Consider the following 13,083-nt stretch of genomic DNA (forward strand, 5'->3'; position numbering starts at 1 on the left):
AGTCCATGATTGTTGCGATCGCTTCACGGGAGCTCACAAGTTCGCACCCGCGTTCGCTTCTTTAAATACCTTCTTGAATTGATGAGCACGAAATTTTGCCAATCTAGCCGAGGTTTCTCGGGAAAATTTGCAAATGCAGTGATGGTGTCATACCAAGCAGCCACCTCCATTGAAGATCTAAACTGGACAGGTCCCCAGTGTTATCGAAAACGGGGGGGCGCAACCAACAAGGTAACTCTGACATGTTGAAACCCATTCTGGTACAGCTCCGAGAGGCCTTGGCCGAGCTGCCCTACTTCACCCATATCGACAACCAGCATGACTACGAAAGTGCGCTGGCACTGATAGATGAGCTGGTGGATGACTACGATAACAACGTCCAGCTGTTAGACCTGCTGACGGCCAGCATTGAGCGTTGGGAAGATAATGCTGAAGAGTTTGCCGAGTTTAACCGGCGGGTGGCGGCCATCCCTGCGTCATCATCGACATGAACCACTAGGCTAACGTCTTGCCGCCGGGCGCAGCCTACCGCATGAAGTCCGAGCACGACAACAAGCTGCTGATGGATCTTCGATCCAAAAATCGGATGGTTGCACACACTCCAGGGTGGTCAAAATTGGACGCTGAAAACCCCGGATGGATGAGTCAGACAGGAATGCCGCCTGACGGCCTTTGCTTTTCAGTGGTTCGTCTCCATCGGAAGCGCCCAAGTGAATTCCCCTTTATTACTACACCGGGGCCCAGATCAGCAGGCGCTGCCAGTTCGCTCACACAATGAGGGGAGGAGGGCCATGACGCGACTAATGCTGCGATGACAATAAGGGGCATCGTAGCGTTGATCTCCAGCCCGCGCTTGATCAACGTTGACTTGCAAGAGCTGAGGGTAGTGATGGCAAGGATGGGATTCTAAATCATAGGTCCTCCAGGTTGACGCTGACGAACTCCGACCGTTTGACTCGCTCATCGACAATACGGTTCAGCTCGGCATCTTCGGCCAGTTCCAGATAGTAGGCGTAGAGCTCAGGCGGCACACAATAGAATGCTGGCTCGTTACGATAGAGGATGGCGACGGCATCGCCTTTTCCCTCTTTGATGGTCCCCATTGGATTGCGTCTGAGCTCTGTGATATTGGCAGTGGTGGCTGCCAGGCTTTGGTAACTCATGATGATGTCCTCGGCATAGAGCACCGCACTATGGAATACCTTAATAGATACTCAACTCGACGATTGTCACAGTATCAATCAGCGCCCATGTTGCGCTTTCCACGCGATAAACTCCGAGGGCCGTAAACCATAGCGTGCCAGAACACCTTCATGCAGCCTTCGCAACTCTTCAACAATCAGTGCCTGTACGGCCGATCGCTCTTGCTGCGGGACGTTCTCTGACACCGCTTGTTCAATGGTGCTGAGTGGATCAAGTTGGATCGACGTGACGACCCCACGGACAGTCTGTTTGATAAGATCCCGCCATGCTAGGCGAAGTGGGTCAGGTTCGGCGAGATCCCGCTTGATGGCAAGATATTCTTGGGTTGAACGTTCATAAGCCCACACGTACAGGTCGCGTAGCAGTTCGATGCGGGCCATTTCGTACACACCGAGGGTGGCGCGGCTGTAGGCCTGTTCTGGTACATCGAGGAAGGTGAGCGGGCAGAGGTTGCCACGAAACAGGGGGAGATTCGCGGCCAGGCGGGAAGTGCGTTTATTGATGTCGGCAAAAGGTTGTAGGTAGGGCAAGTGCACCATCATGAAAAACGATTGTTCAAACGGATCGTGGATCTGATTGGCTTTGCTCAGCACCTCGTCCAGCACCTCTTCGATTTGTTGTGCCGTGGATAACGGGCGATAGATACTTTTACTGATGTCGACAGCATGTTGGCGAATGCGCCCCTCATCGGCAGGGTTGGGTAGCAAGTTTTCCGCCAGGGCGCTGTGCAAGTTCATCAGGGTGTAGCGGTTAAATTCGGCACTGTCGATGTTTTCGACCAGTAACTCGATCGCGGTTTTATGGTTCAGGATCATCTGCGTTTCGATGGCTCCCTTACCCCGCGCGGCCTTGCCGTGCTCGATAAGTTCACGGGTGTCTAGCCTGCTATAGGTATTACCTTCCAGGTGGCTCGATGCCCATGATAAGTCGATCAACAAACGGTTCAGGATCGCTCGACTGTATGTGCCGGCAGGCTCATCGATGTCTGTGGTCTTGCCCATGTTGTGCAACTGACGGCGCAGTGATTCGGACAGGTAACAGGTTTCGTTGGGATGATATGCCTGCAAGAAATCATGCTGATAGCCCACGGGCTTGCGGGCTGGGGGGGGCTGGTCGATATAGGCAAGGATATCCAGGCTGTCGGCAGAGAGTGGGATGAACGCGGGGAAACTGTCCACCTTGGCTATCCGGGGCTCGGTATGGCTCTCGGAGTCAGCATGATAGCGGCGAGCCCGTCCTTCGCCTTGGGCTGTGATGTGGCCGCTTTCAATCAGCTTGGCTATCAGGCGCTGTGCGGTGCGTCTGGCAATGCTCGGGTGGCGGCCCAGCAGTTCAGCCAGCGTCAATCCGCTTTCGGATCCCCTGATAGTCTCTAGTAGGTCTGTGGTCGCTGACATCGTGTTTGTTGGCGCGTTTTTCATATATATGGCGCCATTTTGGCGCAGTTAACTAAACTGCGCCAGTTTTAGTGGCAAGTTTGGCGCAGTTTTGCGGTGGCTTCATAGGTTAACGTTTGGGGTTTGAAAGAGTCCTGCATCGTTGATGGTATGGTTTAGATGGGCTAGTTTAAAGGCGCAATGATACAGGGAGCCGCCTCGCCATGTCCTACGCTGCTTATCGTTCTGTTCGCCAGATCCGCCAACCGAAGGGGCTGATGGCCTCGCTGGCCTTGCCCCAGGAGCTTGTGGGGGCGCATCATCTCATTGTGGCTGGAATGGCTCCCTCCATCGTCAATGAACTGGCTGCGTTGCTGGGCTGCGACGTCAAGATAGTCTGTCAGCTGGTTGGCATTGACCGCTCGACGGTGACACGCAAGCGCACTGCGGCGGCCCTGCTGTCCCGCGCTCAGAGTGCCCGTATCTATTCATTCGTTAGTGTGATGGAGGCTGCGGAGTCGCTGTTCGAGGGGGACAGGGGGAAGGCGCTTGAGTGGTTGAACAAACCTGCCCTGGCGCTGGGAGGAAACCCTCCTGCTACTTTCCTGACGACCGCTGTCGGAGCTCAGGCAGTTATCGATCTCATCGGTCAGATTGAGCATGGCGTCGTCGTTTGATGGCGACCTATCTCGCTGAAGGCGTTACCGCTCGACAGCGGTGTCCAGCATGTGCAGGAGAAAGCCAAGTATTGTTCAATTGACGTCACCCGAGTCAGTCACATTCCCCCTTGCATATCGGCTAAATGATCCCGCTCCCTCGACGATTACCCACTTGGTGAATTGCATCTCCATTCCTGACTTCATTCACAGTACCTGCCTGCGGTAGGCCTGCCATGCGCAGGTTCAGAGGTTCGGTGTGTGGCTGAATCGGTTTATCGCTAAGGAACTGTTTGAAAACAAAATACATTTTTATGTAATGTGTTAGTAACGGGTGATACACGGGGTTTACATGAGGACGAAGGAGTCAGGGAACTATCAGATCCATCCGGCGTTAGTCGCGTTTCGTGAGGCGTGGTTGGAGTTGGGCTTCAAGACTGGGCTGCCGATTGCCGATCAATTCCATACGCTCTGGGAGTCAGCCATTATTCTCTATCGTCCCTTGTCGTCAGGCGATGATGTGGGCAGTGCGCTTATGATCGTAGGGCCATTGTTGCCAGTATTGTCTTGGCCGTCGCCAATCAAACCGCCGCCTGGGCAACGATTGATCCCCTGCGGGCTGAATGAGGGTGAGGTCGAGCAGCATCTGGCCGGGGAGTGGCTGAGGTTGATGACGCTGTTAGGGGAGCCCCGTCTCATCGAATGCAGCCGACGAATTTTCAATCGCGTTCTGACAGACGAGCAGCGTCTTAACTGGTTTCAGAAGAAGCGGTTGTCTCAAGACTATTGGGCCAAGGTGTGCGGGTTGTCCCGGGAACAGCTGGCGCATGCTCAGGAGGCGCTGAGCAAGTCCCGGCAAAAAGACAAAAAGAACGGGATGGTATCGGTGCCCGAACCTAACTTCTTCTTGCAGAGGTTAGCCGATGAGTGATGACCTTTCGCAGGAGCAGGCAGTGGAGGGTCTTGACGCTGAACCCGCCCGTTCCCTTACCCGACAGCTGGTGTTTCCGGAGGCGTTGGCCGAGTGGCACCGGCAAATCCTTGAATCGTTGCAAGCCTGCTGTCAGGGGATCCTGGGATTGGATCCAACACTGACCGCGTTGTTGGCCGCCGAGCTGCAGTGGATCGATTCTGTCTCATCCAAAGAGATGCTGCCCCCATCGCCACTCTCTGCCATGCAAATGCGTGAGCGGTTGAGTAAAGATCGGAGACTCAGCCAATTCTATCTCGTTGACGCCATCTTGGCGGAATTGCGTAGTGGCTATAGCCTCAACGGTGAGCTATTTGCTCAGCTCAAGTCCGTGACGATCCTGGCCGTCTTGGCGTTATCACATATCAATTTTTCTCAGGGTATTGCCGAGCGGGACCAAACGGTCGAAGAGGCGCTGCGCAACGTCAGGCTGATGGCGAACAATCAACGTGAGGTGATGATTAAGGCCCTGTCTGAGGTCGATTTTACGCAGCCGATACTGACGCTATTGCAAGCCATCAAGATCCAGAGAGAGCAATATGCCAATAACAAGCAGGTGAGCGTCAATACAGGGGCCTTGGAGGCCCTACTGAGCCGACTCTATAAGGCGCGAGCCAAAGAGATCAAAACGGGTACCCGGTCAACCGGCGAACGCCAGCGGTTCCAACTGGAGGCGCGTTATCAAGAGCAGCTCGACGAGCGGACCCAAATCCTGTTGCTACGGGAGGTTCTGCTGCAGCGCGGCAAAGTCAAACTGACCGAGTGGGAGGGTGAAGAGGAGCGAGGAACCCTCCCTGAGCAGCAGACGCTGCTGGTGTCCTCTCAGCCACAGGGGTTGATGGATATTCAGGCGAGGGTTTTGCAAAGCGCCTCGGTAGCGCTCTCCATGTCGATGCGTCATCTGCAGTTGCCGGCCAACCTTTGGATTGCCACAGCGTCACAGATCACACGCCTCGTCGATGCCTTGATGCCTCAGGCGGTCGATGAAACGGCGTTGCCGGCGCTGTCGATCCTGCTGCAACTGGTGATGGGCACGAGTAGCGAGGACTTGCACAAGCTGCCGGTCTGGCCGAGTACTGAGATTAAATTGCCTGCTCCTGGCTCTCGATTTGCCGATGACGACGGACCCTCAAAGAATGCCAGTGGTATTTGGCGGCTTCCTCATGGGGCGTATCTACAACGCTATGTAGAGGTTGCCCACAGCCGAGTGCATAGGAAATTGCACTCTTTTTTGCCAAAGAGCGACTTATTCTTGCAGCTACCTTTGCCAAAATGGGCCACTCATTTATTGGTTGGACACGGTTGGAGGACATTGAGTAGTAGCGCGCAGGTGGATTGTTTAGCGCGAGCAAATGAGCGAGCTGGCACGGCCTTGACCATGCGACAGCTGCAAAACTACCAGCGTGCTTGGTTGCAAAGAGAGGGGATTGATAGCGCCATTGCCGGTATCCTGCGTGGCAAGGCGGCTCAGCAATGTTCCCCTATGGCCTACAGTCATGTGCCACGTAAAGACGTGTTGCAGATCTGGTGCCGTTATTTGGCCTCCATGGGGATGACCGCGGTGGTGCTGGCACCGGAATTAGAACAAGGAGCTGTCGGATCACGCCTCTATCCTAGCGTTGGCGAGCTTGCTCGACTCCTAGGAAATTATCAGCAGTACCTCTGTGCACGACTCAGTGGGTCACGGCAGCAGCGTCCAACGCTGACGCAATATCATAACCTCCTCGTGCGCCACAGTTTGTTGATCCTCCATCTTTCTACTGCCGCCAGGCCCGTGACGGAGATGTACGGCAGGCGTGGCGATTACTGCCTCATCAGTCGCTTTATCCGGCTGACAGACAAAGAGGGACGATCTGTGAGCTCGGCCAGGTTGGTGCCATTGTCAGCGTTGGCAGTGCAGCAACTGCAAGCCTGGGAGCGCTATTTGACATATTTGGCATGTCAGCGTGAGCCGCTGCTGGCGCCGTTAGTGTCGGCGGCGGAGCAAGCATTGAGTGGAGCTGGAGCGCTCCTGTTCTGGGCGGTCGAGGCCAAAGATGGCAGCCTGGAAGGCACAGAAATCGTCACCCCAAATTCGATGATGAGGCAGTTCGAAAATCTGTTGCCCCTGGCGCCAAACTGGCATCGCCATTCGGTGCGCAGCCACCTGCTGGAGCAAGGCGTGGCCACCGAGTTTATCGATGCGCTGCTTGGTCATGAGGAGATGGGGACAGAGTTCACAAACCAGTACAGTAGTGCGGCGTTGAGCGATCTATTTACCCTGACGGACGTGCTGGACAAATGGCATCAAACCCTCGGGTTGAAGGTGATGGGCGAATGGACAATCCACTGATCGATTGGCGTGAACAGCTTCGAAAGGAAGATGAGCGTGCAGCGAACGTTCTTCGGTCTGGTCGGGCTATGCGTCGGGATCGTCTCAAACGTGCTCAGGTGCAAATAGAGCGTCGAGCACTGGATGCGCTGTTGCAACATTTGCCCGGCCTATTCAAGGAGCCAGCCGATGTCCGAGGGTTTGAGTATCTGTGGCCATTGGCGATGAGCACGTTGACGGGCAAGTATAGGCGACAGTCTGAATTCAAGGCTGGGCTGCGAGCCATCCTGCTTTGCCTGCAGCAGGGCAATACCAGCGGGTATTGGCAGTTGCCGTTGCCGACAATCCCCCTGACGGTGCTTCGGCGCCCGCTACCTTACACTGAAAAGTGGTTTGACAAAGCGCAGCGCTGTAGTCAAGCGCTGCTGAACTGGCATAGACAGATCGAGGCCCGCGACACTAGCCTGATCGAAGCTGAAGATTTACTGGCCGACATTCTTCATAGCGCGGTGTTTTACTGCGGTGTACACCAGACGGCGATTTTGCACGCACTGATGCTGGCCATCGCTGAGCGGCGAAGATTATGCACGAATGGCTCAGTTGTTTGGTTGCCTTTGACGTTAGAGAGCAAGGCGTTGGCCACCAATGCGCACGATAGAGCAGGGAAGGGGGTTACCGAGCTCCAGATTTTCCTAAGCCTGCCGACTCTGGGGTTGGTACAGCGCTGGTATCGTCGGCGCGGCAAAACGTTTGAGCTTGCCGTTGAGCTCGACACATTCAGCTTATGGGCCCAGAGACATCTGACTGCACCCCTGCGCGGGATCAAAGAGTTTTGCCAAGGGGCGAGTCTGGTAACCGGTGGGCAAGCCGGGGTCCGCTGGCCACAGATCCTGACTCATGTGGCATCTGGGGCGTTACACAGTGTACCACTGCCTCATGAACACTGGCTTTCACTGCATCATCCGACGGTTGCGGATGGTCACCAAGTGGTGTGTTTGGCGCAGGAGGCGAGTACCGGATTAGTCGATAACCTGACGGCAGGCAGTTCCAAGCGTCGGCGCTACCATGGCGAAGACCACCCTTATTCATCCTTACTGGCTCGGTTGCGAACGGTGTTGGCGGAAAAGGAGAGCGCGACTCGCAAGCAGACGAAGGCAAGCTGCCTCGCAGGACTGAATCGGTTGCGCAATGAGCAGACCCTCAGCAAGTCAGAGCAGATCCTGGTCGGGTGGCTACATCAATGCATCGCAAAGAACAAAAACAAGCCTTCGACGCTGCGCAGTTACCTTAGTCGCGGTGGTCAGCAATGGCTTGTTCGGTGCTTTGATCATGATCTCGGCTTATGGGATGGCGATCGTTTTCTGAGCTGTTATCGAGCATTGCTGGAAGAGTATGGGGGGACTTCAAATCTGGTCGTCGACCCGGCGCTCTCTGGTGCGGTTGAACGGACGGACCTGGAAAGATCCTCCTCCGCAGAGCCGGAAAGTTCCTCTTCCGAGGCGCCCGTTAGCCAAAAGAATGCTGTCAGCTACATGGCTGCACGCTTGACCAGCCTGCACAGCTATGCGGTGGCGAGTTACCACTTGGCCCCATTGCCGGAGGAGCTGGTCCCGCGCGAGCGCCAGCGGCCCCATGTGCGTGCCACCTATCTCAGTGAACCTCTCTTTCGACAGTTGCTGCGTGGAATGGAGCGGATGACGCACACCTCATCGAGTTACCGAGAGTGTCTGAGCGCGTTATACATCGTGGCTTATCGTGCTGGACTGCGCTTGAGCGAGATCCAAAAGCTCAGGTTGAAAGATATCGAACGCAGTCCAGAGTGCTGGCTATATATTCGCGATACCCGGCTTGATGATGGCAAGAGTGACAGTGCCACCCGCAAGATCCCCCTGGGGGTCTTGCTGACCCCGGAAGAGCGTACTCGATTGGATGCGTACTTGTCTGGGTTATGGCCGCGAAAGGCGAAAAACGCGAACGCGCTGGCGTTTCCCTCACAGAGCGGTTGGTTGATACCGATGTCGGATGAAGAGATCAGGGGGCCGTTAACCAGTATCCTTCGGCAGGTTGGTGGGAAATACTATACCTTCCATCATCTGCGGCATACGGCATTGAGCCGCCTGCAACTGCTGCTACATCACGAAGCTCTGGCACTGCACAGTTTGCCAGGGTGGGCACATTTCCTGCCTTGGTCGGCCGCACAGTGTACCGCTATCTACCAGACCATCACACACTCATCCACTCAGGGGGATTATTGGGCGCTGGCCCAGTTTGCTGGCCATCAGAGCCCGGAGACGACGTTGCACTCATATTTGCATTTTACCCACTGGGTCAATGCAGCGTGTCTGTTGCAGGCCAAGTACGACTGGTCTTTGTCACTGCGACACCACTTCACCGGGCTGTCTCGTGCAAAGCTCACACAGAACGACTGGTTGGAGGGGCCCTTGACATGGCAGCGCTGCCGGGAGGCCCTGCTCCAGTCGCTTTCGCCTTATCTTCAACAGGTCTCCTGGGTCCTGATGGAGTGTGCACCTTACCCTCCCTTGGTTAAACACAAGCTGGATTTTGATGCCGCTCTGGAGCTGATCGCACGGTTCGCACGACATGAAGATATCACCGATCAACTCAATCGTTATCAACTCACACCCGCTATGGTCGATGAGTTAGTTGAAAAAATTCATTTACTTAAAGCATTTAAGACTCAGCGGGGAGCACAGCGATTGCTCTACTCAACGTCACATCATCTGAATTTGCTTCCTGGAGCCTTGCGCAGTCATAAGGAGCAAGTCGAACTCCGTAAAGTGGTTAAACTGGCTCGCCAGGTCTATCGCGAGCAACGAGCGGCTTTCATCGAATGGATTGGCTATCTGCTAGTCCGAAGCAATACTCGCAACACTGGGATCCCCTTCACGGATCCACAGATGTTGCAAGCCTTCCTGAGTGTGACGGTGTTACTGCTGCCAGCGACACGGATTGCGATCGAGGTACGATGTGGCGCCAAACGGAGTGAAAAATCCCCATGGCGGGAGGTCATCTCACGCTATCGCGTGAAGAGTGAATTCATTGAAAAAAGTGGGGCTAACCGGGCACTACTGCGAATAATTCATCCTGACGAGGCGGGTATCTGTCAGCGTTCTACTGAGCGGCAGCAAAATGCTGACACGGTAAAACCAATGGCGCGCTACAGCACTCCGTTGCTGCGGACAGTCGCCTATGTCGTGGCGCTGAAAGTAATGAGCATCCAAGAGCTGGTATCGCTAGGTAACAAGAAGAAAGCCGACTTTGCACGTCAAACCGCGCGTGAGCTTACAGATTGAACGTGCAACATGCTGAAATAGAATAAAAATCTATTTGCTTCGCCATTTTGCCAGCTGCCTGACCACTGCGCGCTGCGCATCTGATGTGGATAGGCCTTGAAGGGGCAGGAATTGCTCTGCTTGCCGGCGCTGCTGTCGAGGGCTGAACCAGCTTTTCCCATCCTTATCCATGTTCCAAGGGCTCGAAACGGCGCGTTGGAGTATTGGCAAAAAGTCATCCGTCGTTGCGTCGCGTGATAGCTGGCCACGCAACTGAGCGCGCCAGCGTTTGTGCCAAATCCGCTTGTCTTCAGCTTCAGACGTCGCTGTTGTGTAGCCAAACATGGGGGTCTTTCGTCGACTTCGGCTCATTTTTTTACCTCATCTCAGGGGGGATGAAAATTTATCCGGAGTATCGATGGGAAAGTGCATATTGATGAGGTGAGGAAGGCTGGGATGGTCAGATTGACTACCACGTCACCGTTCCCCTGACCTCGTTAAACCAGACCTTTTGGGTTCTCTCGTAAGAGTCTTTTGTTACATTCCACCGAGATTCTCGGGAGGGTGACCCACCACTTCAAACAAATCACCAATCTCAATTCTTAAATGGTGGCATAACTGTTCTATTACTTCTAACTCCACTCGCGTTGCCGTCTCATTGTAGAGACGATGCAAAGTGTTTCGATTGATACCCGTATCTCTGGCAACTTCGGCAACTTTGAGTTTCCGTTCACCCAAAATTCGGGATAGATGGCACTTAATCATCACTCCTCCATAGAAAAAAGACCTGCAGGATGGCAAAAATCGTTGCACTAACGATTTGTGGTGCTAAAATCCCTCCTGTGGTGCATTTGTTTTTTTTGAAGAGAAAAAAGAGAGGATATGATTATGGCATACACCTACCTGACAACAGAAGAGCTCTCTGCTCGCATCAAGTTCGATCCACGTACTATCCGCAATCAGCTGAAAGACTCTGTCCTGCTCGAAGGGCTGCACTATATTCGCCCGTTTGGCGGTCGTAAGTTGTTGTTTCTCTGGGAGCCTATCGAAGAGGAAATGCTCAAGCACAGCGCAATGTTCGAGTCGTTTCAGGGCTAGGGGAGGTGGATTCTTATGGCAACAGTATATAGCCTTAACCAATTGCTTTACCTCGATTTTTGCTTCAAGGGGAAGCGCTGTCGTGAGCGCACTGGGTTACCCGATACAAGCCAAAATCGCCACAAACTGAAGCAGTATTGTGAACGGTTGGAGGCACAAATCACCCTCGGGCAGTTTGATTTTTGCAAAACCTTCCCAAACAGCCCGCGTTGTGGCTACTTCACCAAACTGGCCGAGCGGGAAGCCGTGTTGCGGGCTGGGTGCCCTCTGTTGTCTGATTTTGCTGAGCAGTGGTACCAGGAAAAATCGGCCGAGTGGCGAACCTCCCAGCAGGAGACCATCCGCGACATTCTTGATTGCCATCTGCTGCCGCACTTTGGCAATCAGCCGCTGAGCGTGATCGATAAGTCTGCGATCTTGGCATTCAGGACAATGATCGCTCGTTTGCCCGGGAGAGGTGGCAAGCCGATCTCAGCCTCACGGGTCAACCACATCATGACGCCGCTTCGCATGATGTTGGCAGATGCGGCAGATCGGTTCGGTTTTGACTCGCCCTGGCGCAATATCCGAGCACTCAAGATCCCCCGTAGCAACATCATGCCCTTCAGTCTTGAAGAGATTGGTCGACTGCTGGCAGTGGTGAGGGCTGACTTTCGCCCTTATTACACCATCCGGTTTTTTACCGGGCTACGTTCGAGCGAGATCCACGGTTTAACCTGGCGCCACATCGATTTCGAGCGCCGGCAGATCCTGGTGTATCAGGCATGGGTCCGCAATGAACTGATCCCGACGAAAACCGATGGCTCCTATCGCGCGGTGCAGATGAGTGAGCAGGTTTATCAGGCATTTCTCACTCAACGCGACCGCTACGATGGCAAGGTCTCACCAGATGGGTTTGTTTTCTGCACGAAGCACGGCAGCCCGTTCGAGGATCGCAATGTGGCCAATCGGGTGTGGTACCCATTGCTGTCGTTGTTAAAGCTGGAGAAGCGCAAGCCCTATCAGACAAGGCATACCGCCGCCACGCTCTGGCTCGCGGCAGGTGAGAGCCCTGAGTGGATAGCAAAGCAACTGGGCCATAACAGCACTCAGATGTTATTCCGGGTCTATTCCCGTTACGTGCCTGATCTGTCGGGTCGGGATGGGCATGCCTTTGAGCAGATGTTGGCGGGATTCGAGCAGCAGCGGCTTGCCTCGAAGGCGCTGGCGGAAAGGTGGGATTCACACGATGGGGAGGTGGGTCATGGTACACGTCACTGAATATGCGGATTGCGGCGAACTGATGTGGGCAACCAGACTGGCGGATAGCGAGGGCGAGTATGAGTGTTGGGAATTGTTATCGCCAAAGGCCGTCCATCGAGTCTCGGTCTCAGATAAATGCATGGCAACTATTGCGCCGTCGGGGCAGCTGGTACTGGCAATGCTGGGGATGGAGCAGCAGTCTGTCACATTGCGCAGTTGTCGCGCTCTGGAAGGCATCACAGGGGACGAGGGGCGTCAACTGTGGGAGTTTCACCTTGGTTTGGCCCTCAATGAGTCGCATGGCCAGATGATCCAGGCACTGTGGCGCTTCTATGCCATGTTACCGCCCGGCGGGTTACGGCGCTTTTCCCTCGGGATCCTACGTGACCGGCGTTTTATCACCGGGTTTTATCGAGGCAGGGCGAGCCATCACCATCATCATGACCATGTGGGTGGCTTGCTGGAGCACAGTGTAGAAGTGGCGATGACAGCCAGGATGTTGTGTCGTCAATACCGGCTTGATGGACGCACCGCCGACGTCGCCTTCCTAGGGGGATTGCTGCACGATGTGGGCAAACTCTACCTCTACTACAACGTGGAAGCCGGAGAGGGGATCTGCTCCCAGCATGAAGCCCTGAACTTCATGAAGTTGGAGCCACAACTGCAAAGTCTGATGAGCCAGGATCCCCGGGCATTTGAAGCCCTGTCGGCCTGCTTGTCCGCATCGATTGGCAAGCCGCTTATCCAGTATATGCCGGAGACTATCGTCAAGATGGCGGATCGATTATCGGCCGAAGTATTCAACTGGCGCAGGGTGTTTGCAGGATTGCCCGATTTTTACTGGTTTCGGAAATCGACCAGCGATACGCGGATTTACAAGCGGCTGGATTGATGGCGTGGTCGTGGGCTTAAACCGGTTTTAAAGAAGAGCTGG

11 protein-coding genes are annotated in these 13,083 nt (G+C 54.7%); 8 read left to right on the top strand and 3 right to left on the bottom strand.

From position 1 onward, the window contains the following. The first annotated feature begins 242 nt into the window (after positions 1–242). Positions 243–491 (top strand): hypothetical protein, encoded by a 249-nt coding sequence (locus I6L36_RS00320; protein ID WP_167826046.1) that lies wholly within the window; start codon positions 243–245, stop codon positions 489–491. A 420-nt stretch (positions 492–911) separates the two neighbouring features. Here I6L36_RS00320 and I6L36_RS00325 read toward each other — a convergent pair whose 3' ends face one another. Beyond that, entirely contained in the window at positions 912–1,163 is a 252-nt protein-coding gene (locus I6L36_RS00325) for a type II toxin-antitoxin system Phd/YefM family antitoxin (protein ID WP_010674977.1), read from the bottom strand. Between the two features lie 78 nt (positions 1,164–1,241). Continuing rightward, on the bottom strand, positions 1,242–2,549 hold the full coding sequence (locus tag I6L36_RS00330) for a Fic family protein (RefSeq protein WP_254052375.1): 1,308 nt from the start codon (positions 2,547–2,549) through the stop codon (positions 1,242–1,244). Positions 2,550–2,803: 254 nt separating this feature from the next. Here I6L36_RS00330 and I6L36_RS00335 point away from each other — a divergent pair, with 254 nt between their 5' ends. The 4 genes from I6L36_RS00335 (at position 2,804) to I6L36_RS00350 (ending at position 9,830) form a co-directional block, all read left to right on the top strand. Then, a complete protein-coding gene (locus I6L36_RS00335) occupies positions 2,804–3,256 on the top strand; it encodes an antitoxin Xre/MbcA/ParS toxin-binding domain-containing protein (protein ID WP_119197630.1) in 453 nt (150 codons plus the stop codon). 331 nt (positions 3,257–3,587) lie between these two features. Beyond that, entirely contained in the window at positions 3,588–4,166 is a 579-nt protein-coding gene (locus I6L36_RS00340) for a hypothetical protein (RefSeq protein WP_024941319.1), read from the top strand. After that, complete coding sequence (locus I6L36_RS00345) at positions 4,159–6,537, top strand: site-specific integrase (protein WP_216986920.1); 2,379 nt, start codon at positions 4,159–4,161, stop codon at positions 6,535–6,537. The genes I6L36_RS00340 and I6L36_RS00345 overlap by 8 nt, the downstream gene beginning before the upstream one ends. Then, positions 6,522–9,830, top strand: coding sequence for a tyrosine-type recombinase/integrase (locus tag I6L36_RS00350; RefSeq protein ID WP_043171237.1), 3,309 nt, complete (start codon positions 6,522–6,524; stop codon positions 9,828–9,830). Before I6L36_RS00345 ends, I6L36_RS00350 begins: the two co-directional genes overlap by 16 nt. Positions 9,831–10,346: 516 nt before the next feature. Here the strand turns inward: I6L36_RS00350 and I6L36_RS00355 are convergent. After that, positions 10,347–10,574: a helix-turn-helix transcriptional regulator gene (locus I6L36_RS00355; RefSeq protein WP_059169915.1), complete on the bottom strand. Its 228-nt coding sequence runs from the start codon at positions 10,572–10,574 to the stop codon at positions 10,347–10,349. 123 nt (positions 10,575–10,697) lie between these two features. On the opposite strand from I6L36_RS00355, the gene I6L36_RS00360 reads away from it, so the two are divergent. From I6L36_RS00360 to I6L36_RS00370, 3 genes are read left to right on the top strand one after another with little or no spacing between them, the layout of a single operon-like run. Continuing rightward, the gene (locus I6L36_RS00360; protein ID WP_021140683.1) at positions 10,698–10,907 is read left to right on the top strand and encodes a hypothetical protein; all 210 of its coding nucleotides are present in this window, start codon (positions 10,698–10,700) and stop codon (positions 10,905–10,907) included. A gap of 15 nt (positions 10,908–10,922) precedes the next feature. After that, on the top strand, positions 10,923–12,167 hold the full coding sequence (locus I6L36_RS00365) for a tyrosine-type recombinase/integrase (protein ID WP_119197633.1): 1,245 nt from the start codon (positions 10,923–10,925) through the stop codon (positions 12,165–12,167). Next, positions 12,151–13,041 (top strand): HDOD domain-containing protein, encoded by an 891-nt coding sequence (locus I6L36_RS00370; protein ID WP_235663321.1) that lies wholly within the window; start codon positions 12,151–12,153, stop codon positions 13,039–13,041. The genes I6L36_RS00365 and I6L36_RS00370 overlap by 17 nt, the downstream gene beginning before the upstream one ends. The last annotated feature ends 42 nt before the right edge of the window (positions 13,042–13,083 follow it).

The organism is Aeromonas sp. FDAARGOS 1406 (assembly GCF_019048565.1).
Classification (GTDB): Bacteria; Pseudomonadota; Gammaproteobacteria; order Enterobacterales; family Aeromonadaceae; genus Aeromonas; species Aeromonas caviae.